A 23,046-nucleotide genomic window follows, 5' to 3' on the forward strand; every position below is an offset into this window, starting at 1 on the left:
CCGCTGATATCTGACCGATACTTCATGACCTCGAACTGATTCTGCGGGACCTTGGAAAGGGCGCGGATCGTAAACGGGTGTTTCCCGATTGCCCAGCCCTTCACACCGCGCGCTTTCTTGCGCGCCCGCGCCGCATCCCCGAGGCCGCGTCCCGTGTCGCTGTTGAATGGAGACGCCACGCCCACCCGGTGTTTGCGGAGGCGAGAGGTGAATCGACCTTGGCGAGCCACCGGATTAAGCTGCAACTTAAGCTCGCCTGATCGTCCCCTTCCGGAGCGGCGGCAGGATCGGGGCCGCGAGGCACGGCGAACACTCTGTCTCACAGCATGCCGCGTGGGCCCGCATTCCCAGGCCAGCGCGCAGAAGCCCGGCACATGGAGGGAGGCGCCGCGATGTTCATGGGTTTCATCCCGTTCCTGGTGGCGTTCGGGGCCGCCCTGCTCTCGCTGCGCCATGAGCGCCTGGCCCGGGCGGCCTGGGGCGCGACCGCGCTCCTGCTGGCGGTGTGGGCCGTCTATCACGGCTCGCACCACATGCCGGTCCTCTCCACCTATGGGGCCTGGTGATGCGAACCGCGCGCACGTTCGACCTGCTGGCCCTCGCGGGCGTCTGCCTCACGCTGGTGATGGCTTTCTACTACCAAATCGTGCTGGGGGAGTTGCCCTGTGCGCTGTGCAATCTCCAGCGCCTCGGCTTCATGGTGTTCGGGGCCGGGCTGCTCCTCAACGTCCGGTTCGGCACGAGCCCATGGAACCATGTGCTGAGCGCGGTCGGCGCCCTGTTCGGCAGCCTCACCGCCTTGCTCCAGGTCTTCGTCCATGTCCTTCCGGGCACGCCGCCCACGGGAACCGCGTTTTTCGGGCTCCACATGTATGACTGGACCTATGTGGTCCTAACGGGTGCGCTGGTCTATTGCGTGCTCGCCCTCGCCTTCCAGGCCGCCTCAGGCCGGACGCGGGCATGCGAGGACCCAACATGGCGACCGCCCGGCGCAGGCCCGGTCTCGGCTGTTTTCATCCTGCTGGTGAGCGCCAACCTCGTCTCGGCCTTTCTCGAAAACGGCTTCGAGCCCTTCAAGAGCGGCGGGCAATTGCATTACCGGATGCTCTATGACGGGGACATCATGAAGCCGTAGGGTCCGTACGCAATGGGAGAGAGTCCCCCCTCAACGCCGATCCGTCTTGGATACGGACCCAAGGGGCCGATCAGGATGAGGCGGCCTGCGCGCTGAAACCCGTCCTTCCCTTGACCCCTGCCTTCTCTTGACCCCTGCCTTTTCCTGAACCTTGCTTTTTCACTTGCCGCCGAAGCGCCGACAATGCATCGGCCTTGGATCGCGTCCCTCAGGGGCACGGGCCGGTTGGCGTGATGCCTGGGGCGCTCACGCGCATGGGGGCGGGGTTTTACATGGCTGTGGTGATTGGGCTGCTGTGCGGGCTCGGCTTCATTTTCATCGGAACGCAGTTTCTCACCGCCAACATGAAACAGGTGGTCGGCCCCGGCTTTCAGCGCCTCGTCGCGCGGGCCACCGGCCATCCGCTGCGCGCCTCGCTGGTGGGCATCCTGGCGGGCGCCACCATCCAGAGCACGAATGCGGTGACCTTCATCGTCATCGGGCTGGTCTCGGCAGGCGCGGCCACGGTCCGCTCCGCCATGCCCATCGTGACATGGTCCTCCGCGGGATCGACCCTGCGGCTGCTCCTGGCCTCCTTCGATATCGGCCTCGTGGTCATGAGCGGAATCGCCCTCATCGGCCTCGCCTATCTGCTGGGCTATGACCGGGACGCCCGCTATCGCAACTTCATCGCGGCCATACTGGGCCTGTTCCTGCTGCTCTACGGCGTGCAGCTGATAACCGGCGCCTCCGGCTCGCTGCGGGAGTCCGAAACGCTCAAGGCGGTCCTGGCCTTCGCCGACCAGTTCTATTTCTGGGGCTTCCTGGCGGGAACGGTCCTTGCCGCCGTGGTGCAGGGGCAGACGGTGGCGGTGGTCGTGGTGGCCCTGGCGGCGGCGAACGTGCTGTCCATGGACCAGGCCTGCCTGATCGTGGTGGGCGCCAATTTCGGCACCGGCTTCATGACGCTGGCGCAAGGGTCCGGCCTGAAGGGCACGGCGCGCCAGCTCAACCTCTACCAATTCGTCCTGAAATCGCTGGGCGCGGCGATCCTGCTGCCGCTGTTCACCATCGAGCATTATACGGGCATCCCCCTCCTTCTCGCCTTCGTCACCAGCATCACGGCCGATGCCGCTTTGCAGGTGACCGCCGTGCATTGGATGTTCCAGATCTCCTCGGCGGTGGCGGCCTCCACCATTAACGGCCCCCTCTTCGCCCTGATCGAGCGGCTGAGCCCGCCCACGGAGGCGGAAAACCTCAGCAAGCCCATGTTCATCACGGCCTATGCGGAAAGCCTGTCGGTGACGGCCTTGAAGCTGGCCGAGCAGGAGCAGCGGCGCCTCGTGCGCCGGCTGCCGCACTTCCTCGACCGCGTGCGCCACAATCCCGGCGTCACGCCGGCGGATGACGAGACCACGGCCACCGCCGCGAACGCCTCGCCCAAGGACCTGCGCCAGGCTGGCACCGAACTGGCGCGGGACCTGGATGTGTTCCTGAAGCACGCCTTGCAGAACCCCGGAACGCCCGCAGAGCAGGATGCGCTGATGGGCCTGTGGAATTCCAACCAGCTCCTGCACGGCCTGCACGCCGCCCTCGGCACCATGGCCGGAAACCTGGAGGATCTGGCAAAGGCGCCCGCGCTCACGACCATCGCCTCCCGGCTGGCGGACGAGACGCACGCCATGCTCGCCGCCGTCATCGCCCGGCTGGAGACCTTCGATGCGGGTTCCCTTGCCGCGATCCGCGCCTTGACCTCCGAACGCTCCGACGCGCTGCGCCAGATGCGCGACGACATCCTGAAGGAGGCCCCGGACCTGCCGGCGGACCAGCAGAAAAAGATCTGGCAGACCATGGACCATCTGGAGGAAACCACCTGGCTCCTGCGCCGCCTCACGGCAAACCTCGCCGCCGGGCCGCTGGGAGACCTTGCGGCGCCGCGCGCCTGATGTGGGCCGGTCTGCGCGTTCCCCGGCCGGGATGCGCCGCACAGAATTCTGGGCAGGGGATGCCGCCGCCGCTGCGGCGCCCCGCCCCTTGCGATCCGCAGGCCCCGCCCCCATTCTCCAGCCCATCTCAACCAACCGCCCGAGCGAGGCTCCCATGACCCAGACCACAGGCAAGCTTTTCGACGAGATGGCGCGCCTCGTGAACGACGCCGCGGGCGTGGCCCAGGGCGTGCGCCGGGAAGCCGAGACCGCCATGCGCGCCCAGATGGAGCGCTTCCTGCGCGACATGGACCTGGTGAAGCGCGAGGAATTCGACGTGGTGAAGGACATGGTGGCCGAGGCGCGGCTGGAGAATGAGCGCCTCGCCGCCCGCATCGCCGAGCTGGAAGCCCGCCTCGGCTCCCCCGCCCCCGTTCCGGGCATGCCCCCCGAGGTCAGCTGATCTTAAGCTGTTCTGGGGAAAGATGCGGGCGCCGCAATATGTCGTAGTGGCACGGCGTTGCGGCGCGATATAGTGATTAGGTGGCGATTCGGAGCCGGATCGTCGCGCGATGCGCGACGGGGCGCAGGTCGTCACGGCACACCGGCCCCTGGGGGCGGTGGAGCCGCGGGTACGCTGCGTCGCGCAAGTTACGGGTCGCACGTTCTAGGTCGCATGAAGCCTGGCCGGCCGACCCTGGTTTGAGTGCCGTCGAGTACCGCCGTTCGACCGTCTCCGCGCCCCTCCAACCGCGAGGTCGAGGCATGTCTCTCATTGACATCGAAGACATCGAAGCCGAAGCACCGGCCAATCCCGTCGATTTGGTCGAACGGCTCGCCGCCGTGCATGATTGGTCCTTCGAGCGCTCCGACGAGGACGAGATCACTCTCTCTCTCAACAGCCGCTGGACGGACTGCCATGTCTCGTTCCAGTGGATGGGCGAGATCGAGTCGCTGCATCTCGCCTGCGCCTTCGACTTCAAGGTGCCCGAAGGGCGCCGGCCGGAGGTCCTGAAGCTGCTCTCCCTCATCAACGAGCAGATGTGGGTCGGCCATTTCGACCTGTGGGACCAGGAAGGGGTCATCATGTTCCGCCACGCCCTTGTGCTGGCGGGCGGGGCGACCGCCTCGGACCGGCAGTGCGAGGCCATCCTCGATGCCGCCATGGACGCGGTGGAACGCTTTTATCCCGCGTTCCAATTCGTGGTCTGGGCCGGCAAGACCGCGCGCGAAGCCATGGAGACGGCGCTTTTCGATACCGTCGGAGAAGCTTAAGAAGGAACATCCTTCCCCACGCGCGGCGCCGCCTGATGGCGGCGCCCGCGTTCATCCAGGCTGTTCCATGCCCATTCGATCCCTTGAGAGCTTGAACGGTCCCGTCGTCCTGGTGGGTGCCGGCAAGATGGGCGGTGCCATGCTGGAGGGCTGGCTGAAGCTCGGCCTGCCGCCCAAGCACACCGTCGTGCTCGACCCCAACCTGCGGCCCGAGGTCGCGGCCGACCTGACCGCCAAGGGCGCGCGGGCCAATCCCGATTTTTCCGAGATCGGCACCCCCGCCGTGGTGGTGCTGGCGGTGAAGCCGCAGGTGGCGCCGGTGGTGCTGGCGACCGTGCGCGCTTTGGTGGGGCCTGAGACCCTTGTGGTCTCCATCATGGCCGGCCGCACCCTGGACTTCATCTCCGAAGCCCTGCCCCATGGCGCCGCCGTGGTGCGCACCATTCCCAATACGCCCGCCGCCATCGGCCAGGGAATCACGGTCGCAGTGCCCAACGCGCAGGTGACGGCGGACGGGCGCGCCTTGACCGACGCTTTGCTCTCCGCGCTCGGCCCCGTGGAATGGATCGCGGACGAAGCCCTCATGGACGCGGCCACCGCCGTCTCCGGCTCCGGCCCCGCTTATGTGTTCCTGCTGGCCGAGGCGCTGGCGGCGGCGGGTGCGGCGGCGGGCCTTCCCGCCGATCTTGCCGAGCGCCTTGCCCGCGCCACCGTGGCCGGTGCCGGCGCCCTCATGATCCAGTCCGGCACCGAGGCGGCGACCTTGCGCGAGAACGTCACCTCCCCCGCCGGAACCACCGCTGCGGCGCTGGGCGTGCTGATGGACGAGACGCGCGGCTTCGGCCCGCTGCTCACGGATGCCGTGGCCGCCGCCACCCGCCGCTCGGTCGAACTGGCCTACTGACCGGACGCCGCCCGGGCTGAAACGTCCGGGCGGCCTGTCCCTCTTTGAAGACCGCCCGCCGGGCCGGCCCTTGCGGGTGTCGGGCTGAGCGCCCACTTGCTCGAAGGGGGCGGACCGCACACGTCCCAAGGTGGCAAGGAGCCCGTCCATGGCGTCCGAAACCCTGCGCGAGGCGAGCCTGCGCGCCTTTCTCGACCTTCTGGCCTATACGCCCCTGGAGCGCATCAGCTTTCCCCAGCTCGCCGAGCATGCGGGCCTGCCGCTCTCGGAATTGCGGGCGGCCTATGCCACCACGGACGATCTCCTGGACGCCTTCCTGCGGGACACGGACCGGCAGGTGCTGGCGGAAGGGGGACCGGACGAGGGGCTGGACCTGGGCGAACCCGCCCATGAGCGCCTGTTCGAGGTGCTGATGCGGCGCCTCGACGCGCTGGAGCCCCACCGGGAGGCGGTGGCCTCGCTGTTGCGCTCGGCCCGTTACGATCCGCGCCTCGCACTCAGGCTCCTGTCCGCGTCCACCCGCTCGCAACGCTGGATGCTGGCGGCGGCGGGCATCGACGCCACCGGCCTGCGCGGAGACCTGAAGGCGCGTGGCCTCGCCGTGATGTTCGCCCGCCTGCTGGAGATCTGGCTGAAGGACGAGGATCCCGGCCTATCGCGCACCATGGCGCGGCTCGACGAGGAATTGCGCCGGGGCGCCCGCCTGCTGGGCATGGCCGAGAATCTCGCCACCATCGCCCGGTTCGGCCGCCCGCCGCGCGGCAGCACCCGGACGCGGGACAGTGCCGCGACACGGGATGGGGAAGCGGACGCGGAAACCCCGGCACCCCTACATTAACCTGCCATTTGGAAATGCGGCGGACTTGGGGCGCATCCATGCGGTTCGCGCCGGGCTCATTTTTCCGCCCAGCCAAATCCGCAAATCGGGTTGCGCGATAAATCGGTTAAAAACCGCAGGCCGACCTGTGACGGACCTGTAGCCCGTGTCCCTCCCCTTCCCGCCTTCTTCCGCGCGCCGCGTTCCTGGCCGCGTCGGAGCCCGCCCGTGATCCCCGCCGGTCCCCTGCGCGGCATCGTCGCGATGATCTGTGCCATGAGCATGTTCATCACCAATGACGTGCTCATCAAGCTGGCGCTCGCCGAGCTGCCCATGGGCGAGATCATCAGCCTGCGCTCGGCGGCGGGTGCCCTTGTCCTGCTGGTCGTCATCATCGCCATGGGCGACGGACGGGCCATCCTCCTGGCGGGCCAGCGCCGGGTGGCGCTGCGCTCCGGCCTCGACGGGGTCACCACCTTTACCTATGTGCTGGCGCTCAGTGTCCTGCCCATTTCCACCAGCACGACCATCTACATGGCCGCCCCCCTGCTCACCACGGCCCTCGCGGTGCCGCTGCTGGGCGAGAGCGTGAGCGGGCGGCGCTGGATCGCCATCCTCGTGGGCTTCTCGGGCGCGCTCATCGTCACCCGCCCCTCCCCGTCAACCTTCGACGTGTTCGCGCTGCTGCCGCTGCTCGCGGCTTTCTGCGGCTCGCTGCGGGATATCTCCACGCGCGGCATCTCCATGGTGGTGCCGGGCACGGTGGTGGCCTTCTCCACGGCCGTCTGCCTCGCGCTCGCCAGCGCGGTCTTCGCCCTGTGGGAGACCTGGCGCGTGCCGGACCTGTTCCCGGCCCTGTGCATCCTGGGCTCGGGCCTCACCTTCGCGCTCGGCAACATCCTGATGGTGTTCGCCTTCCGCAATGCGCCGGTGGCCGCCATCTCGCCGCTGCGCTACGTGCTGGTGCCCTTCTCGCTGTTCTACGGCTATGTGATCTTCAACCACCTGCCGGACATGTGGGGCGTCGCGGGCACCATCCTCGTGGTGGGCGCGGGCCTCTATTCCATCCGCCAGGAAGCCATGCGGGGCCAGCAGGAAGCGCGGGCCCGCGCGGCCGCCGCGGCCATCGCCCCCTCGGGCGCGCCGCTCTCGGCCCCCGTCACCTGCTCCCCGCCGCGCTCCTGACGCGCGGCGCTGCGGGTTTCCCGATCTGCTGATCGACAGTCTTCCCTGCGTGCAGGGCGTGGGCGACGTGGGATGCCTGAAGGGGCCGTGCCAAGCGGCTATGCCCCCTCCCCGCCCCGCCCCCGCACCGAAGTCGGATGTTTCCGACTTCGGCACGTTAGCTATCCGAACTCGACAACAGCCGAGTTCGGGCGGGAGAGGGAGATCGAGCGGCCGTGTCGGGAAACGCGCTCACTCGTAGGCGAGGGCCGCCACCGGATCGAGGCCCGCCGCCTTGCGGGCGGGGAGATAGCCGAACAGGAGGCCGGTGAGGAAGGCGCAGCCGAAGGCCAGCAAGGGCGGGCCGAGGGTGAAGACCACCAGCGCGCCCAGATGCTTCAGTAGCAGCGCCACGCCGAGCCCCAGCAGCACGCCCGCCAGCCCGCCCGCGCCGCAGATCACCAGGGCCTCGGTGTTGAACTGGAGCATGATATTGGCCCGCCGCGCGCCCGTGGCCATGCGGATGCCGATCTCCCGCGTGCGCTCGGTCACGCTCACCAGCATGATGTTCATCACCCCGATGCCGCCCACCAGCAGCGAGATGGCGGCCACCGAGCCCAGAAGGCGCGTCAGCGTATCGGCGGTGGCGGTGGCGGTCTCCAGGATGGAGGAGGTGTTGCGGATCTGGAAATCCTCCGCCCGGTGACGCTGGCGCAGCAGCACCTCGATATCCTGCTGGGTCTGGTCGATCTGCGTCGTGTCCGCCACCGCAATGGTGGCGGCGGAGAGGAAGCGGCGGCCGAACACCCGCATGAAGCCGGTGGTGACGGGCATGAGGACCACGTCGTCCTGGTCCATGCCGAAGGCGTTGGCCCCGCGCGGGGCGAGCACGCCGATCACCTCATAGGGCACGCTCTTGATAAGGATGTAGCGCCCCACGGGGCTGCGCCCATCGGGGAACATCACCCGCGCCACGGTCTTGCCCAGCACCACCACGGGGGCGTAGCCGTCCACGTCCCGGTCGGTGAACATGGTGCCGTCGGCAAGGCCCCAGTCGCGGGCCGTCACATAGCCCGGGCCGGTGCCCTGAATGGAGGTGGCATAGTCGATGGCGCCCACCCGCACCGTCGCCGTGGTGGACCGCTCGGGCGAGACCGCCACCACATTGCCGATCTCCGCCTCGATGGCCTGCGCATCTTCCAGCGTCAGCGAAGCGTTGGAGCCGGTGGAACGGATGCCCGGCGCGCCGGGCCGCACCACCAGAAGGTTGGTGCCCATGGAGGCGATGCGGTCCAGCACCGATTGCTTGGAGCCCTGGCCGATGGCCAGCATGACGATGACGGCGGCGACGCCGATGATGACGCCCAGCAAAGTGAGGATGGTGCGGAACAGGTTCGCCCGCATGGAGCGGAACGCCATCTTCACCGCCTCGCCCAGATCGGGGAGGAAATTGTTGCGCACCTTCAGGCTCGGCCTGGTGGCCTGGGCCAGTGCGGCAGCGGGCGGCGCCGCATCGTTGCGCTCGTCGGACAGGATGCGCCCGTCCTGCAGGCGCACCACGCGCCGGGCATGGGCGGCCACTTCCGGGTCATGGGTGATGAGGATGATGGTGCGCCCTTCGCGGTTCAGGTCCGCGAGCAGCGCCAGCACTTCCGCGCCCGAATGGCTGTCCAGCGCGCCGGTGGGCTCGTCCGCCAGAAGGACGGGCGCCTCGTTCATGAGCGCGCGGGCGATGGAGACGCGCTGCTGCTGGCCGCCCGAGAGCTGGGAGGGCGTGTGCTCGGCGCGCGAGAGCAGGCCGAGCCGGTCCAGCAGCGCGCGGGCGCGATCCACACGTTCGCTCTTGGACCGCCCCGCATAGATGGCGGGGATCTCCACATTCTCTTCCGCCGTGATGGAGGGCAGGAGATTGTAGCGCTGGAAGACGAAGCCGAAGGTGCGGCAGCGCAGCGCCGCCAGTTCGTCCGCGTCCAGGTCCGCCACGTCGCGGCCCATCACCGTGTAGCGACCCATGCTGGGCCGATCCAGGCAGCCGATGATGTTCATCAGCGTGGACTTGCCCGAGCCGGACTGGCCCATGATGGCCACGTATTCGCCTGGCATGATGGTGAGCGAGACATCGTCCAGCGCCCGCACCACGCTGTCGCCGGAGGGATAGACCCGGCTCACATGGGCGATGTCCAGCAGCGGCTCGGCCGTTGCCGGGGCGGCGCGGGCCGCGCCCTCGCGCGTGTCGGCGAGGGTCAAAACATCCTCGGCGGCATGGGCGGCCGGTTCGCCTGCTGGGCCGCCGGGTCGGGCGAGGTCACCACGAGGTCGCCCTCCTTCAGCCCGTCCGTGATCTGAATCTGGTTGCGCCCCGCGAGCCCGGTCTTCACCTGGCGGGTCTCCACCTGCCCGTTCACCAGCACGCGCACGGTGGCCTCGTTGCGCACCTCGCGGCGGGCGGTGCGCGAAGGGCGCACGGCGGCGGACGGAACGATGATGGCGTCCTTGGCGCTGCCCAGCATGAAGAAGACCTGCGCGCTCATGGAGGTCATGAGCAGGCGTTCGGTATTGGGCACGTCGATGAGGACGTTGTAGAGCACCACGTCGTTGACGGTCTCGGGGGTCGGCAGCACCTGCACCACCTTCGCCTGGAACCGGCGGTCGGGCATGCCGAGCGTGGTGAAATAGACCGACATCCCCACCTTAACCTTGGGAATGTCCGCCTCGGCCACCTGGGCCCAGACCTGCATGGTGTCGAGGTCCGCGAGGCGCAGGACGATGGGCGCGGTCTGGTTGGCGTTCAGCGTCTGGCCCTCGGTGGCGGAGGTGGAGACCACCACCCCGTCCATGGGCGCGAAGATCTTGGTGTAGCCGAGATTGGCGAGGTCGCCGTCCAGCGTGGCCTGGGTCTGCTTGATCTGGGCTTCCAGCGCCAGCACCTTGGCCTCGCCGATGCGCACGGTGGCGGCGGCGGCATCGGCCGTGTCCTGGCTGCCGGACTGGGAGGCGAGCAGCCGGGTGGCGCGGTTGTCGCGCAGCTTGTCCAGGTCCAGCTGGGCCTTCTGCTGGGAGAGCTGGGCCTTCAGGTTTTCAAGCTGGGCCTGATCACCCAGCACGCGGGTCTGGTAGACGGTGGGGTCGATCTGGGCGAGTTGGTCGCCCTTCTTCACGGTGTCGCCGATCTCCACCATCACCTTGCGCAGCTGGCCGGACACCTGGGTGCCCACATCCACATAGGTCTTGGGCTTGATGGTGCCCAGCGCGGTGACGTTCTGCTCGATATCGCCCTTCACCGCCGGCGCGGTGGAGAGCTGCGCCCCGGTGCTGCCGGCCTCCCCGCCATAGAGATAATAGGCGCCGCCTCCGGCCAGGGCCGCGAGAACCGCGCCCGTCGCCCAGTAAAATCGTGCGCGCGAGAGGCGCTTCTTCGGCGGCATCACCGCCGTGCCCCCCGGATCGAGCTTCTGCAGCATCTCAGCGAAAATCCGTGCCTTACCCGCCCCGAGAATAATCCAGGGCGGGCACCGGTTTCAGTGAATTCGCTGTAATCTTTTGTTTCCTCGCCGCGCCGTCCCATGTCGCGGGCTCCGGCGTCAATTCCCGGCGCGGGGGCGATAGGCGCCCGTCACCGGATCCCGCTCCAGACGAATCCCGGTGTCCTCCTGCGTGCCCGGAGGCGTGCGGAAGATATCCACCTTCGCGCTCACCCGACGGCTCTCGCGCAGGACGAAGCGCGTCAGGGCCACAGCCCCCATAAGACCGGCGGCGGCAATCAGAAACGGCGGCATTCTCTCCTCCCCGGCCTTTCCGGCCTCACAAACCATAGCGGGCCCACACCGCCCGTTCCTCGGCGGCGGACACCAGCCCTTCGGCAAACCCCGCCCCCAGCGACCCGCCCGGCGAGCCGCCGGACAGCGACGTTATGCCGAGGCGGCGGGAGAACCAGCCGCCGGACGAGATGACCGGCGTGCGCACGTTCGCGCCATAGCGCGCCCGAAGCACGGCGCGCAGGTCGCCGAGATCATCCACGAGGCCGAGGCCGAGCGCCTGGGTACCGACCCAGAATTCGCCGGAGAACAGCGTCTCGTCGTCGGCGGTGAGCGTGTCGCCGCGCCGCGCCTTCACGAGCCCGGCGAAGATCTGGTGCATTTCCCGCTGGATCGCCTTCAGGCGCTCCACATCCTCCGCATGCTCGGGCTGGAAGGGATCGAGCATCACCTTGCGGGTCCCGGCGGTGTAGACGCGGCGCTCGATGCCGATCTTGTCGATGAGCCGCTCGAAGCCGAAGCCCGCGCTCACCACGCCGATGGAACCGACGATGGAGGAGGGATCGCACACGATCTCGTCGGCCGCGCAGGCGATCATGTAGCCGCCGGAGGCCGCCACGTCCTCCACGAAGGCGAAGACGTGCTTGCCGCTCTCCTCCGCCAGCGACCGGATGCGCTGGTGGATGAGGCGGGACTGCACCGCCGCCCCACCTGGCGAATTGATGAGGAGCGCCACGGCGGGCGCCGTCTTCACGGCGAAGGCCCGCTCCAGGGGCTTGGCCGTGTTCGCCAGGGTCATGGACGGGCGCAGCGGGCCGCCCATGCCGATGGTGCCGGACAGGCGCACCACGGGAACCACCGGAACGTCCGAGCGCCAGGCGGCGGGGAGGATGCGGTCGAGGCCGCGCTTCAGGGAGGAAAGGGCATCGTCGGGCATGGGAACGGAGATGCAGGCCAATTCGGGAGAATTCATGGTGGTGGCCGCACTCTTTTACCCGTCTTTACCCTTGCCTAACCGGCACACGACCCTGTCCCGCGCCCCGTCTTCCGCCTGACGCCGGTTCGCGGTTCAATCCGCCTTACGCATTCAGCCGGAAGGAACGGGCGAGATGGACGGGATCACGAGACGCAGCATTCTGGCGGCCGGCGGGCTGGTGGCGGCGGGCGCCGCGGCCCACGCGGCAAGCTACGGCAACCCCAACGAGCCGCCCCAGGGCGTGATCAACACCACGGGCAATCCCTCCAGCGCCACGGATCCCGGTCCCCAGAACCCGGCGCTCGCCTCGCAGTTTCCCGACGCCTTCTCCCCGCCCCCCACGGATGTGGGCGACATGCCCATGTTCTGGGCCTCCTTCAACAATGCCCCGCGCCGCGTGCAGAATGGCGGCTGGGCGCGCCAGGTGACCCAGTCGGACTTCGCCATCGCCACGGAGATTTCCGGCGTCAACATGCGCCTCACGCGCGGCGGCATCCGCGAGCTGCATTGGCACCAGGCGGCGGAATGGGCCTATGTGACGCGCGGCGCGGTGCGCATCACCACCATCGACGGCCAGGGCCGCGCCAATGTGGAGGACGTGGGCGAAGGCGGCCTGTGGTATTTCCCCGCCGGCCTGCCCCATTCGCTCCAGGGCATCGGCGAGGACGGGGCCGAGTTCATCCTGTGCTTCGACGACGGCATGGCGTCGGAATACAACACGCTCCTGGTCAATGAGTGGTTCGCCCACACCCCGCCCGAGGTGCTGGCGCTGAATTTCGGCGTGCCGGCGGACACCTTCGCCAAGATCCCGCTGCACGACCTCTACATCTTCCAGGGCACCATGCCCGGCCCGCTCGCCCAGGACCGGGCGCAGGCCCAGGCGGGCACCGGGGCCATGCCCAATCCCAGCGTCTTCTCCCTCTCCGGCCTCGCGCCGGTGAAGAAGACCAAGGGCGGCGAGGTGCGCATCGCCGACAGCAGCAATTTCAAGGCGTCGTTGACCATCGCCGCCGCCTTGGTGCGGGTGCATCCCGGCGGCATGCGGGAGATGCACTGGCACCCCAATGCGGACGAGTGGCAATATTACATCGCCGGTCAGGCCAGCATGACGGTGTTCAATACCGGCCCCAAGGCCGTGACGCAGAACTTCAAGGCCGGTGACATCGGCTATGTGAAGAAATCGCTCGGCCATTTCATCCGAAATACGGGAGACACCGACCTCGTCTTCCTGGAGGTGTTCCGCGCGCCCCAGTTCCAGAACGTGTCGCTCTCCCAGTGGCTCGCCCACACGCCTTGGCCCATGGTGGCCCAGCACCTCAATATCGACCCGGCCACGGTCGGCCGCTTCCCCGCCGACGCCCCTGCAATCGTGCCGGTCTGACGGCGCCTCAAACGAGCTGAAAGGCTGCGCTCAAGATGGGGCGCAGCCTTTTTTTATGCGGGCTTTACGTCCCTCTCCCCGTTTCGTCATGGCAGCTTTACGATCGGTGGACGTAGGTATGAAGTTATTCCCCACGCGAGGGTTCGCAGTTCATGACACTCGACATCGCCCTGGGCCTGGGACTGGCCACGGTGCTCTTCTTCTATCTCCTGGCCGCGCTGCTCGCGCCCGAACGCTTCTGAGGAGGTCGCGATGCAGGCTGACCTGTTGCAGGCGGCGCTCTATGCCGTCGTTCTCGTCGCGCTGGCCGTTCCGCTCGGCCTCTATATGGCGCGTGTCTATACCGGGGACGTGACCTTCCTCGCGCCCGTGGAAAAGACCCTTCTGGGCGCCGCGGGGGGCGGCGGGGAGCAGTCCTGGTGCACCTATGCGGTGTCCCTGCTGCTGTTCAACGCGGCGGGCTTCGCGCTGCTGCTCGCCATCCTCATGTTCCAGAACGTGCTGCCGCTGAACCCGCAGGGCTTTGACGGGCTGTCCTGGCACCTCGCCTTCAACACGGCGGTGTCCTTCGTCACCAACACCAACTGGCAGAGCTATGGCGGCGAGACCACCATGTCGAACCTCAGCCAGATGGTGGGCCTGACCACCCAGAACTTCCTCTCCGCCGCCACCGGCATGGCGCTCGCCGCCGCCGTGGCACGGGGCTTTGCGGGGCGTCAGGTGCGCACGGTCGGCAATTTCTGGACCGACATGACCCGCTCGGTGCTCTACATCCTGCTGCCCCTGTCGCTGGTGCTGGCGGTGGTGTTCGCCGCGCTGGGCATGCCGCAGACGCTGGCGGGCTCGGTGGACGCCACCACGCTGGAAGGCGCCAAGCAGACCATCGCCATCGGCCCGGTGGCCTCGCAGCTCGCCATCAAGCAGCTGGGCACGAACGGCGGCGGCTTCTTCAACGTCAATTCCGCCCATCCGTTCGAGAACCCGCTCGCCATCACCAACTATCTCTCCATGCTGGCGATCCTCGTCATCCCGGTGGCCTTCTGCTTCACCTATGGGCGCATGATCGGCGACCGGCGCCAGGGCCTCGCGCTGTTCGCGGCCATGGGCGTGCTGCTGGTGGCGGGCTTCGCCGCCCTCTATGCGGCCGAGCATGCGGGCAACCCGCTGCATGCGGCCTTTGTGGAGCCGGTGACCGGCAACATGGAAGGCAAGGAGCAGCGCTTCGGGCTCATCGGCTCGGTGCTCTGGGCCGCCACCACCACCGCCGCCTCCAACGGCTCGGTGAACGCCATGCATGATTCCCTCACCCCGCTGGCGGGGATGGTGGCCATGCTGAACATGCAGCTGGGCGAGATCGTCTATGGCGGCGTGGGCGTGGGCCTCACGGGCATGCTGCTGTTCGTCATCATCACGGTGTTCCTGGCCGGGCTCATGGTGGGCCGCACGCCGGAATATCTGGGCAAGAAGATCGAGGCGAAGGAGGTGAAGCTCGCCGCCCTCACCTTGCTCATCATGCCCATCGGCGTGCTGGTGCTGGGTGGGCTCGCCATCGCGGTGGGCACCGCCCAAAGCTCGGTGCAGGACGCAGGGCCCCACGGCCTGTCGGAGCTGATCTACGCCTACACCTCCGCCACCGGAAACAACGGCTCGGCCTTCGCCGGCTTCAACGCCAACACACCCTGGCACAACACGTTCCTGGGGCTCGCCATGCTGCTCGGCCGGTTCGGCTACATGCTGCCGATCCTCGCCATCGCCGGTTCGCTCGGCACGAAGATGCCCGCCCCGCCCACCGCCGGAACCTTCCCCACCCACGGGACGGTGTTCGTGGTGCTGTTGGTGGCCACCATCCTCATCGTCGGCGCCCTCACCTTCCTGCCGGCGCTCGCGCTCGGCCCCATCGCCGAGCAGGTCTCCATGCTCGCCGGCACCACTTTCTGAGGAGCGCACCCATGTCCAAGCATGCTCCCAACGAGATCGGCCTGTTCGCGCCGGAAATCCTCAAGCCCGCCATCGTGGAATCGTTCCGCAAGCTCGACCCGCGCGGCCTCGCCCGAAACCCGGTCATCTTCGCCACCGCGCTGGTCTCGGTGCTCGCCACCTTCCTGGTGATCCAGGAAGGCATCCGGGGCGGCCCGGCCTTCTGGGTGGGCTTCCAGATCGCCGTCTGGCTCTGGTTCACCGTGCTGTTCGCCAATTTCGCGGAAGCGGTGGCGGAAGGGCGCGGCAAGGCGCGGGCGGATGCGTTCCGCGCCACCAAGTCCACCGCCCGCGCCAAGTTCCTGGCGGACCCGGCCCGGCGCGATCAGTTCACCCTGCGCGAGGTGGACCTGCTCCAGCCCGGCGACATCATCCTCGTGGAAGTGGGCGACACCATCCCCACGGACGGCGAGGTGATCGAGGGCGTTGCCTCCGTGAACGAGAGCGCCATCACGGGCGAATCCGCCCCGGTGATCCGCGAATCCGGCGGCGACCATTCCTCGGTCACGGGCGGCACCACGCTCGCCTCCGACTGGCTGGTGGTGAAGGTCACCGCCCGTCCCGGCGAGACCTTCCTCGACAAGATGATTTCGCTGGTGGAAGGCGCCAAGCGGCAGAAGACGCCCAATGAGATCGCCCTCAACATCCTGCTGGCGAGCCTCACCTTGGTGTTCCTGTTCGTGGTGGTGACGCTGCCCTTCTTCGCGGCGTGGTCGGGAACCACCATTCCCACCATCTACCTCATCGCTTTGTTCGTGACGCTCATTCCCACCACCATCGGCGGCCTGCTCTCGGCCATCGGCATCGCGGGCATGGATCGCCTCGTGAAGGCGAACGTCATCGCCAAGTCCGGCCGCGCGGTGGAGGCGGCGGGCGACATCGACGTGCTGCTGCTGGACAAGACCGGCACCATCACCTTCGGCAACCGCATGGCGGATGCCTTCGAGCCCGCCCCCGGCGTCACCGAGCAGGAACTGGCGGAAGCCGCCTGGCTCGCCTCGCTGGCCGACGACACGCCCGAGGGCAAGTCCATCGTGGATCTCGCCGCGCGCAAGTTCGGCCTCGCCGAGGACGGGCGGGCCACCTCCGGCACCTTCGTGCCCTTCACCGCCCAGACCCGCATGTCGGGCGTGGACCTGCCGGACGGCACCGCCATCCGAAAGGGCGCGGGCGATGCCATGCGCAAGATGGCGGGCGTGCCCCTGGACGCCCAGGTGGAAGGCGTCATCAAGCGCATCGCCTCGGCCGGCGGCACGCCGCTGGTGGTGGCCAGCGGCACCCGCATCATGGGCGTGGTCTATCTGAAGGACATCGTGAAGCCCAATATCCGCGAGCGGTTCGCGGAGCTGCGGCGCATGGGCATCCGCACCGTGATGATCACGGGCGACAATCCCCTCACCGCCGCCGCCATCGCCGCCGAGGCGGGCGTGGACGACTTCCTCGCGGAGGCCACCCCGGAGCGCAAGCTGGAACTGATCCGCAAGGAGCAGACGTCCGGCCGCCTCGTCGCCATGTGCGGCGACGGCTCCAACGACGCCCCGGCGCTCGCCCAGGCGGACGTGGGCGTCGCCATGAATTCCGGCACCCCGGCCGCCAAGGAGGCGGGCAACCTCATCGATCTCGACAGCGACCCCACGAAGCTCATCGAGATCGTGCTGGTGGGCAAGCAATTGCTCATCTCGCGCGGGGCGCTCACCACCTTCTCCATCGCCAATGACGTGGCGAAATACTTCGCCATCCTCCCGGCGCTGTTCGTGGCCGCCTATCCGGGCCTCGCGGCGCTGGACATCATGGGGCTGGGCACGGCCCAGTCGGCCATTCTCTCCGCCATCATCTTCAACGCGCTGGTCATCATCGCGCTGATCCCCATCGCCTTGAAGGGCGTCGCCTACAAGCCCTCCTCCGCCTCGGCGCTGCTCTCGCGCAACCTCGCCATCTATGGCGTGGGCGGGCTCATCGTTCCCTTCGTCGGCATCAAGCTCATCGACCTCATCGTCGATCTGCTCCACCTCGTCTGAGGAGAGAGACATGTCTCAGATCCGGGCCACCCTGGTTCTCCTGGCCGTATTCACGCTGCTGACCGGCATCGCCTACCCGCTCGCCATCACCGGGATCGCCGAAGCGGTCTTCCCGGCGAAGGCCAAGGGCTCGCTGGTCGAGGTCAACGGAACGGTGGTGGGCTCGCGCCTCATCGGCCAGTCCTTCACCTCGGACCGCTATTTCCACGGCCGCCCCTCGGCCACTTCGGGCACGGATCCCAACGACCCGTCCAAGACCGTGGAGCAGCCCTATAACGCCGCCGCCTCCACGGGCTCCAACCTCGCCCCCACCAGCAAGTCGCTGGCGGAGGCGGTGGCCGCCCGCGCCCAGGCGTTGGGCCCCGGCCGCCAGCCGGCGGACCTCGTGACCGCCTCCGGCTCGGGCCTCGACCCCCATATCAGCCCCGCCGGCGCCTATGCGCAGGTGGAGCGGGTGGCCACGGCCCGCAAGCTCGCCCCCGCCGCGGTGCGCACCCTGGTGGACAGCCGTGTGGAAGGCCGGGAATTTGGTATCCTCGGCGAACCACGGGTGAATGTGCTCGAGCTTAATCTCGCGCTCGACAAGCTCCCGCCCGGAGGCGCCGGTTCGTAAACGATGGTCAGCACGCCCGACATACGCCCGTCGCCGGAATCCTTCCTGGAAGCGGCGCACGCGGAAGATCCGACGCCCTCTTCGCGGGGCAAGCTGAAGATCTTCCTCGGCGCGTCGCCGGGTGTGGGCAAGACCTTCGCCATGCTGGAGGAGGCCCGCGCGCAGAAGCGCTCGGGCCTCGACGTGGTGGTGGCGCTGGTGGAGACCCACGGGCGCAGCGAGACGGCGGGCCTGCTGGCGGACCTGGAAATCCTGCCGCGCCGGCGCATCGACTATAAGGGCCAGACGCTGGGCGAGATGGACATCGACGCCCTTCTCGCCCGCAAGCCCCGCCTCGCCCTCATCGACGAATTCGCCCACACTAACGCCCCCGGCTCGCGCCATCCCAAGCGCTGGCAGGACGTGATGGAGGTGCTGGATGCGGGCATCGATGTCCTCACCACCCTCAACATCCAGCATATCGAGAGCCTGAACGACACGGTGGCACAGATCACCGGCGTGCGCGTGCAGGAGACCGTGCCCGATGCGGTGCTCGCCCGCGCGGACGCCATCGAGCTGATCGACCTGCCGCCGGAAGACCTCATCCGGCGCATGAAGGAGGGCAAGGTCTACCTGCCCCAGCAGGTGGGCCGGGCGCTGGAGAATTTCTTCAACAAGGGCAAGCTCACCGCCTTGCGCGAGATCGCGCTGCGCACCACCGCCGGGCGGGTGGACGCGGACATGCTCGCCTTCATGCGGGACAATGCGGTGCAGGGCCCCTGGCCCGCCGAGGAACGGCTGCTGGTCTGCGTGAACGAGGCGCCGGTGGGCAAGACCCTGGTGCGGGCGGGCAAGCAGATGGCCGACCGCATGAAGATCCCCTGGATCGTCGCCACCGTCCTCACCCCCCGCCATGACGGGCTCAACGCCACCGCCCGCCATGCCTGCCAGGACGCCATGCACCTGGCCGAGACGCTCGGCGCGGAAACGGTGACGCTGCGCGCCGAATCCGACGCGGCGGGCGAGATCCTGCGCTATGCGCGCACCCGCAACGTGACGCGCCTCGTCATCGGCCGGGCCCGCTGGCCGCGCGGCATCGTGCAGAAGCTCATGTCGCTGCTGCGCGAGCCGGTTTCCGAAAAGCTGCTGGACGGCGCCACCGACTTCGAGGTGGTGGTGGTCACGGCCAGTGCGAAGACCGAGGCCAAGCGCCGCGCCGCGCCCGCCTTCTCTCCACCTCCGTCCGTGTCCCGCTTCAGCGCCGCGACCCTGGAGGCATGTCTCGCCATCACCCTCGCCACCGTCTTCGCATGGCCCTTCTGGTCCCTGCTGCCGGTGGCCTCCATTGCCGTCATCTATCTGGTGGCGGTGCAGGTGGTGGCGTTCCGCCACGGGCTGACGGGCGCGCTGCTGGGCAGCGCGCTGGGCTTCCTGGCCTATAACTTCTTCTATACGCAGCCTTATTACTCCTTCGCCGTGGAGCAGTACGAGGCGGTGCTGGGCCTCATGGTGTTCGTCATCTCCTCGGTGGTGACGGGCCTCCTGGAGAGCCGCCTGCGGGCGCAGATCGAGAGCATGCGCGCCGCCCAGCAGCGCACCGAAACCCTGTTCGACTTCGCCCGCAAGATCGCCTCCGCCACCAAGTCCGACGATGTGCTCTGGGCCGCCGCCGCCCACAGCGCCAAGGTGCTGGAGGCGCGCATCGTCATCATGACCCCGGACGCCGCCGGGGCGCTGGAACAGGTGCAGGGCCATCCCTCCATCGAGGAAGATCTGGACCCCGCCGCGCTGGGCGCCGCGCGCTGGGCGTTCGCGCATGCCGAGCCAGCGGGCGCGGGCACCGGCACGCTGCCCAACAGTGAGTGGCTGTTCGTGCCGCTGGCCACCGCCGCGCAGCCCTTCGGCGTCATCGGCGTGCGCTTCCTCGACCTCAAGCGCGCCACCGACCCGGAAATGAAGCGCCTGCTGCTGGCGGTGGAGGATCAGGTGGCCGTGGCCATCGAGCGCAACTGGCTGGCGGATGACCTCGCCACCGCGCGCATCGCCGCCGAGAGCGACAAGCTGCGCGCCGCCTTGCTGAATTCCGTGAGCCACGACCTGCGCACGCCGCTGGTCTCCATCATCGGCGCCGCCTCCACTTTGGCGGAAGGGGGCGAGGCCCTGGCCCCACAGGACCGGCAGGCGCTCGCGCTCACCGCCTTGGACGAGGCCCGGCGCCTCGACAGCTATGTGCAGAACCTCCTCGACATGACCCGCCTCGGCCATGGCGACCTCAAGCCCAAGCGCGCGGCGGTGGACCTGAAGGAGATTATCGGCCGGGTGCGCACGGACCTCGCCCGTATCCTGCGGCGGCACGAGATCGACATCCGCATCGCCCGCGACTTCCCCATGATCGACGTGGACCCGGTGCTGATCGGCCAGGCCCTGGCCAACGTGCTGGACAATGCCGCCAAATACGCCCCCGAGGGCAGCGCCATCACCATCGGCGCCGAGGTGGAGGGGATGCAGGCGGTGGTCAGCATCAGCGATGACGGGCCGGGCATTCCGGAGGGCGACCGGGAAAAGGTGTTCGACCTGTTCCACCGCGCCGCGCGCGGAGACGGGGCGCCGGGGGGCACCGGCATGGGGCTCGCCATCGTGCGCGGGCTCGTGGAGGCCCATGGCGGCAGCGTCACGGCGGGGCCGGGTCCGAACGGCCACGGCACGCGCCTCGCCATCCGCCTGCCGCTGGCGCCTCCCCCGCTTGGGGAGGACGGCCCGTGAGCGAGACCGCCCCGCGCATCCTGGTGATCGAGGACGAGGCGCCCATCCGGCGCTTCCTGAAGATCGTGCTCGCCAGCGCGGGCTACGAGATGCTGGAGGCCGAGCGCGGGCGCCTGGGCGTGGAGCGCGCCGCCACCTCGGCGCCGGATGCGGTGATGCTGGATCTCGGCCTGCCGGACATGGACGGCAAGGCGGTGATCGCCGCCATCCGCGACTGGTCGCAGGTGCCCATCCTCATCCTGTCGGTGCGCGACGGGGAGACCGAGAAGATCGCCGCATTGGATGCGGGCGCCGACGACTATGTGACCAAGCCCTTCGCCACGGGCGAGCTTCTGGCGCGCCTGCGCGTGCTGCTGCGCAAGCGCGCGGCGGGCAAGGCGGAGCCTTCAGAGTTGGAGGCGGGCGCCCTGCGCGTGAGCCTCTCCGCCCGCACGGTGGCGGTGGACGGCACGGAGGTGAAGCTCACCCGCAAGGAATTCGACGTTCTCGCTTTGCTCATGCGCCATGCGGGGCGGCTGGTGAGCCATCGCCAGATCCTCACCACCGTGTGGGGACCGGCCCATGTGGAGGACACGCACTATCTGCGCATCGCGGTGGGCCACATCCGCGACAAGCTCGGCGACGACGCGGCGGATCCCCGCTTCATCATCACCGAGCCCGGCGTCGGCTATCGCCTGAAGGCTTAGGACGCCTCAGGCGTCCGGGGCCACCGTGTGGTTGGCCAGCAGTTCCAGCGCCTTCACCATGCCGGAATGGTCGAGCCCGCCGCCGCCATGGGCGGCCACCGCGCTGAACAGCTGCTGGGCCAGCGCCGTGGAGGGCAAGGAGAGCCCCAGCGCCCGCGCGCCGTCCAGAGCGAGGTTCAGGTCCTTCTGGTGTAGTTCGATGCGGAAGCCGGGATTGAAGGTGCGCTTCACCATGCGCTCGCCATGCACTTCCAGGATGCGCGAATTGGCAAAGCCCCCCATGAGCGCCTGGCGCACCTTGGCCGGGTCCGCGCCCGCCTTGGACGCGAACAGCAGCGCCTCGCCCACCGCCTCGATGGTCAGCGCGACGATGATCTGGTTCGCGACCTTCGTGGTCTGCCCGTCGCCGTTTCCGCCCACCAGCGTGATGTTCTTGCCCATCTTCTCGAACAGCGGCTTCACGGTCTCGAACGCACCCTCAGGCCCACCCACCATGATGGTCAGCGACCCCGCCTTGGCGCCCACCTCGCCGCCGGAGACCGGGGCGTCCAGATAGTCGCAGCCGAGCGCGTTGATCTTCTTCGCGAACTCCTTGGTGGCCACGGGCGAGATGGAGCTCATGTCCACCACGATCTTGCCCGCCGACAGGCCCTTCGCGACACCGCTGTCGCCGAACAGAACCGCCTCCACATGGGGCGTGTCCGGCACCATGAGGAAGATGATCTCGGCATGCCCAGCCACCTCGGCGCCATCGGCGCAGGCGATGGCGCCCTTCTCGACGAGGGCCTGCGGCACCCCGGAGCGGGACTGGGCATAGAGCGTGTGGCCGGCGGCGATAAGATGTTCCGCCATAGGCGCGCCCATGATGCCGAGCCCGATGAAACCCACCTTCATGCGATTTCCTATCCTTGTCTGTCGCCCGATGATCAGGCCTTGAACTTGCGCGCGATCGCCTCTGTCGTGCGGGCCAGCAGGCCGGTGTCGATGCCCACCGCGGTGAAGACGCAGCCCGCCGCCATATAGCGGCGCGCCAGCGCCTCGTCGCCGGTGAGGATGCCCGCCCGGTTCCCGGCCGCCACGATGCGGCGGATCGTGGCCTCGATCAACGCCACCATGTCGGGATGGCCCTGGTCGCCCAGATGGCCGAGATCGGCGGAGAGATCGCCGGGGCCGATGAACACGCCGTCAATGCCCGGCACGGCGGCGATGGCCTCCAGATTGTCGAGGGCAAGGCGGGTCTCCACCTGCACCAGCAGGCAGATCTCCTCGTGCGCCCGGCGGTGATAATCCTTCACCCGCCCGAACAGGGAGGCGCGGCTCGCCCCGGCGAAGCCCCGGAACCCGTCCGGCGGAAAGCGGGTCGCGGCCACCGCCGCCGCCGCCTGCTCGGGCGTGTCCACCATGGGTATGAGGAAGCTCTGCACGCCGATGTCGAGATAGCGTTTCAGCACGACGGAATCGTTCTGCGGCACCCGCACGACGGGGTGCGTCGTGTCACGCATGGTCGCCTGGAGCTGGCCGAGGATGGAGGCGACGTCATTGGGCGCGTGCTCGGCATCCAGCAGCAGCCAGTCGAAGCCGGACCCGGCCAGGATCTCGGTGGCGGTGGGGGTGGCGAGGCTGTTCCAGAAGCCGATCTGCTGCCGGCCGGCATGGATGGCGTGCTTGAACGTGTTGACGGGCAGGTCCACGGGCAGTG

At 68.6% G+C, this 23,046-nt stretch carries 21 protein-coding genes; 15 read left to right on the top strand and 6 right to left on the bottom strand.

Annotated features, from left to right (window positions below; genetic code table 11):
- Positions 1-392: 392 nt before the first annotated feature.
- The 8 genes from EJJ38_RS20400 (at position 393) to EJJ38_RS19825 (ending at position 7,220) form a co-directional block, all read left to right on the top strand.
- The gene (locus EJJ38_RS20400) at positions 393-566 is read left to right on the top strand and encodes a hypothetical protein (protein WP_164738592.1); all 174 of its coding nucleotides are present in this window, start codon (positions 393-395) and stop codon (positions 564-566) included.
- Positions 566-1,135 (top strand): disulfide bond formation protein B, encoded by a 570-nt coding sequence (locus EJJ38_RS19795; RefSeq protein ID WP_127092144.1) that lies wholly within the window; start codon positions 566-568, stop codon positions 1,133-1,135. Before EJJ38_RS20400 ends, EJJ38_RS19795 begins: the two co-directional genes overlap by 1 nt.
- 272 nt (positions 1,136-1,407) lie before the next feature.
- Positions 1,408-3,060 carry a Na/Pi symporter gene (locus tag EJJ38_RS19800; RefSeq protein WP_164738593.1) on the top strand — a complete coding sequence of 551 codons (1,653 nt, stop codon included), beginning with the start codon at positions 1,408-1,410 and terminating at the stop codon, positions 3,058-3,060.
- Between the two features lie 154 nt (positions 3,061-3,214).
- Positions 3,215-3,502, top strand: a complete 288-nt coding sequence (locus tag EJJ38_RS19805) for an accessory factor UbiK family protein (protein WP_127092146.1) — start codon at positions 3,215-3,217, stop codon at positions 3,500-3,502.
- 302 nt (positions 3,503-3,804) lie between these two features.
- Positions 3,805-4,314 carry a type III secretion system chaperone family protein gene (locus tag EJJ38_RS19810; RefSeq protein WP_127092147.1) on the top strand — a complete coding sequence of 170 codons (510 nt, stop codon included), beginning with the start codon at positions 3,805-3,807 and terminating at the stop codon, positions 4,312-4,314.
- A 67-nt stretch (positions 4,315-4,381) separates the two neighbouring features.
- The gene (gene proC, locus EJJ38_RS19815) at positions 4,382-5,218 is read left to right on the top strand and encodes a pyrroline-5-carboxylate reductase (protein ID WP_205666222.1); all 837 of its coding nucleotides are present in this window, start codon (positions 4,382-4,384) and stop codon (positions 5,216-5,218) included.
- A gap of 148 nt (positions 5,219-5,366) precedes the next feature.
- Positions 5,367-6,056, top strand: coding sequence for a TetR/AcrR family transcriptional regulator (locus EJJ38_RS19820; protein ID WP_127092148.1), 690 nt, complete (start codon positions 5,367-5,369; stop codon positions 6,054-6,056).
- A 207-nt stretch (positions 6,057-6,263) separates the two neighbouring features.
- On the top strand, positions 6,264-7,220 hold the full coding sequence (locus EJJ38_RS19825; protein WP_127092149.1) for a DMT family transporter: 957 nt from the start codon (positions 6,264-6,266) through the stop codon (positions 7,218-7,220).
- A 231-nt stretch (positions 7,221-7,451) separates the two neighbouring features.
- Here EJJ38_RS19825 and EJJ38_RS19830 read toward each other — a convergent pair whose 3' ends face one another.
- The 4 genes from EJJ38_RS19830 to EJJ38_RS19845 all read right to left on the bottom strand — a co-directional run bounded on the left by EJJ38_RS19830 (position 7,452) and on the right by EJJ38_RS19845 (position 11,927).
- Entirely contained in the window at positions 7,452-9,446 is a 1,995-nt protein-coding gene (locus tag EJJ38_RS19830; protein WP_127092150.1) for a MacB family efflux pump subunit, read from the bottom strand.
- Positions 9,443-10,660 carry an efflux RND transporter periplasmic adaptor subunit gene (locus EJJ38_RS19835; RefSeq protein WP_127092151.1) on the bottom strand — a complete coding sequence of 406 codons (1,218 nt, stop codon included), beginning with the start codon at positions 10,658-10,660 and terminating at the stop codon, positions 9,443-9,445. Before EJJ38_RS19835 ends, EJJ38_RS19830 begins: the two co-directional genes overlap by 4 nt.
- A gap of 120 nt (positions 10,661-10,780) precedes the next feature.
- Positions 10,781-10,975 (bottom strand): hypothetical protein, encoded by a 195-nt coding sequence (locus tag EJJ38_RS19840; protein WP_127092152.1) that lies wholly within the window; start codon positions 10,973-10,975, stop codon positions 10,781-10,783.
- Positions 10,976-11,000: 25 nt separating this feature from the next.
- Positions 11,001-11,927, bottom strand: a complete 927-nt coding sequence (locus EJJ38_RS19845; RefSeq protein WP_420836895.1) for a S49 family peptidase — start codon at positions 11,925-11,927, stop codon at positions 11,001-11,003.
- A 136-nt stretch (positions 11,928-12,063) separates the two neighbouring features.
- Here EJJ38_RS19845 and EJJ38_RS19850 point away from each other — a divergent pair, with 136 nt between their 5' ends.
- The 7 genes from EJJ38_RS19850 (at position 12,064) to EJJ38_RS19880 (ending at position 21,347) form a co-directional block, all read left to right on the top strand.
- A complete protein-coding gene (locus tag EJJ38_RS19850) occupies positions 12,064-13,311 on the top strand; it encodes a cupin domain-containing protein (protein WP_127092153.1) in 1,248 nt (415 codons plus the stop codon).
- A 152-nt stretch (positions 13,312-13,463) separates the two neighbouring features.
- The gene (locus tag EJJ38_RS19855; RefSeq protein ID WP_127092154.1) at positions 13,464-13,553 is read left to right on the top strand and encodes a potassium-transporting ATPase subunit F; all 90 of its coding nucleotides are present in this window, start codon (positions 13,464-13,466) and stop codon (positions 13,551-13,553) included.
- A gap of 10 nt (positions 13,554-13,563) precedes the next feature.
- Entirely contained in the window at positions 13,564-15,249 is a 1,686-nt protein-coding gene (gene kdpA / locus EJJ38_RS19860) for a potassium-transporting ATPase subunit KdpA (protein ID WP_127092155.1), read from the top strand.
- An 11-nt stretch (positions 15,250-15,260) separates the two neighbouring features.
- On the top strand, positions 15,261-17,306 hold the full coding sequence (gene kdpB / locus EJJ38_RS19865; protein ID WP_127092156.1) for a potassium-transporting ATPase subunit KdpB: 2,046 nt from the start codon (positions 15,261-15,263) through the stop codon (positions 17,304-17,306).
- Positions 17,307-17,316: 10 nt separating this feature from the next.
- Complete coding sequence (gene kdpC, locus EJJ38_RS19870) at positions 17,317-17,919, top strand: potassium-transporting ATPase subunit KdpC (RefSeq protein WP_127092157.1); 603 nt, start codon at positions 17,317-17,319, stop codon at positions 17,917-17,919.
- Positions 17,920-17,922: 3 nt separating this feature from the next.
- Entirely contained in the window at positions 17,923-20,661 is a 2,739-nt protein-coding gene (locus EJJ38_RS19875; protein WP_127092158.1) for a sensor histidine kinase, read from the top strand.
- The gene (locus tag EJJ38_RS19880) at positions 20,658-21,347 is read left to right on the top strand and encodes a response regulator (RefSeq protein ID WP_127092159.1); all 690 of its coding nucleotides are present in this window, start codon (positions 20,658-20,660) and stop codon (positions 21,345-21,347) included. The genes EJJ38_RS19875 and EJJ38_RS19880 overlap by 4 nt, the downstream gene beginning before the upstream one ends.
- A gap of 6 nt (positions 21,348-21,353) precedes the next feature.
- On the opposite strand, the gene EJJ38_RS19885 is transcribed toward EJJ38_RS19880, so the two are convergent.
- Both EJJ38_RS19885 and EJJ38_RS19890 read right to left on the bottom strand, forming a co-directional pair.
- On the bottom strand, positions 21,354-22,241 hold the full coding sequence (locus tag EJJ38_RS19885) for a 2-hydroxy-3-oxopropionate reductase (RefSeq protein ID WP_127092160.1): 888 nt from the start codon (positions 22,239-22,241) through the stop codon (positions 21,354-21,356).
- Positions 22,242-22,273: 32 nt separating this feature from the next.
- Positions 22,274-23,038, bottom strand: coding sequence for an aldolase/citrate lyase family protein (locus tag EJJ38_RS19890; RefSeq protein ID WP_127092161.1), 765 nt, complete (start codon positions 23,036-23,038; stop codon positions 22,274-22,276).
- Between the last annotated feature and the right edge of the window lie 8 nt (positions 23,039-23,046).

The sequence above is a fragment of the Aquabacter cavernae genome, from assembly GCF_003993795.1.
GTDB lineage: Bacteria > Pseudomonadota > Alphaproteobacteria > Rhizobiales > Xanthobacteraceae > Aquabacter > Aquabacter cavernae.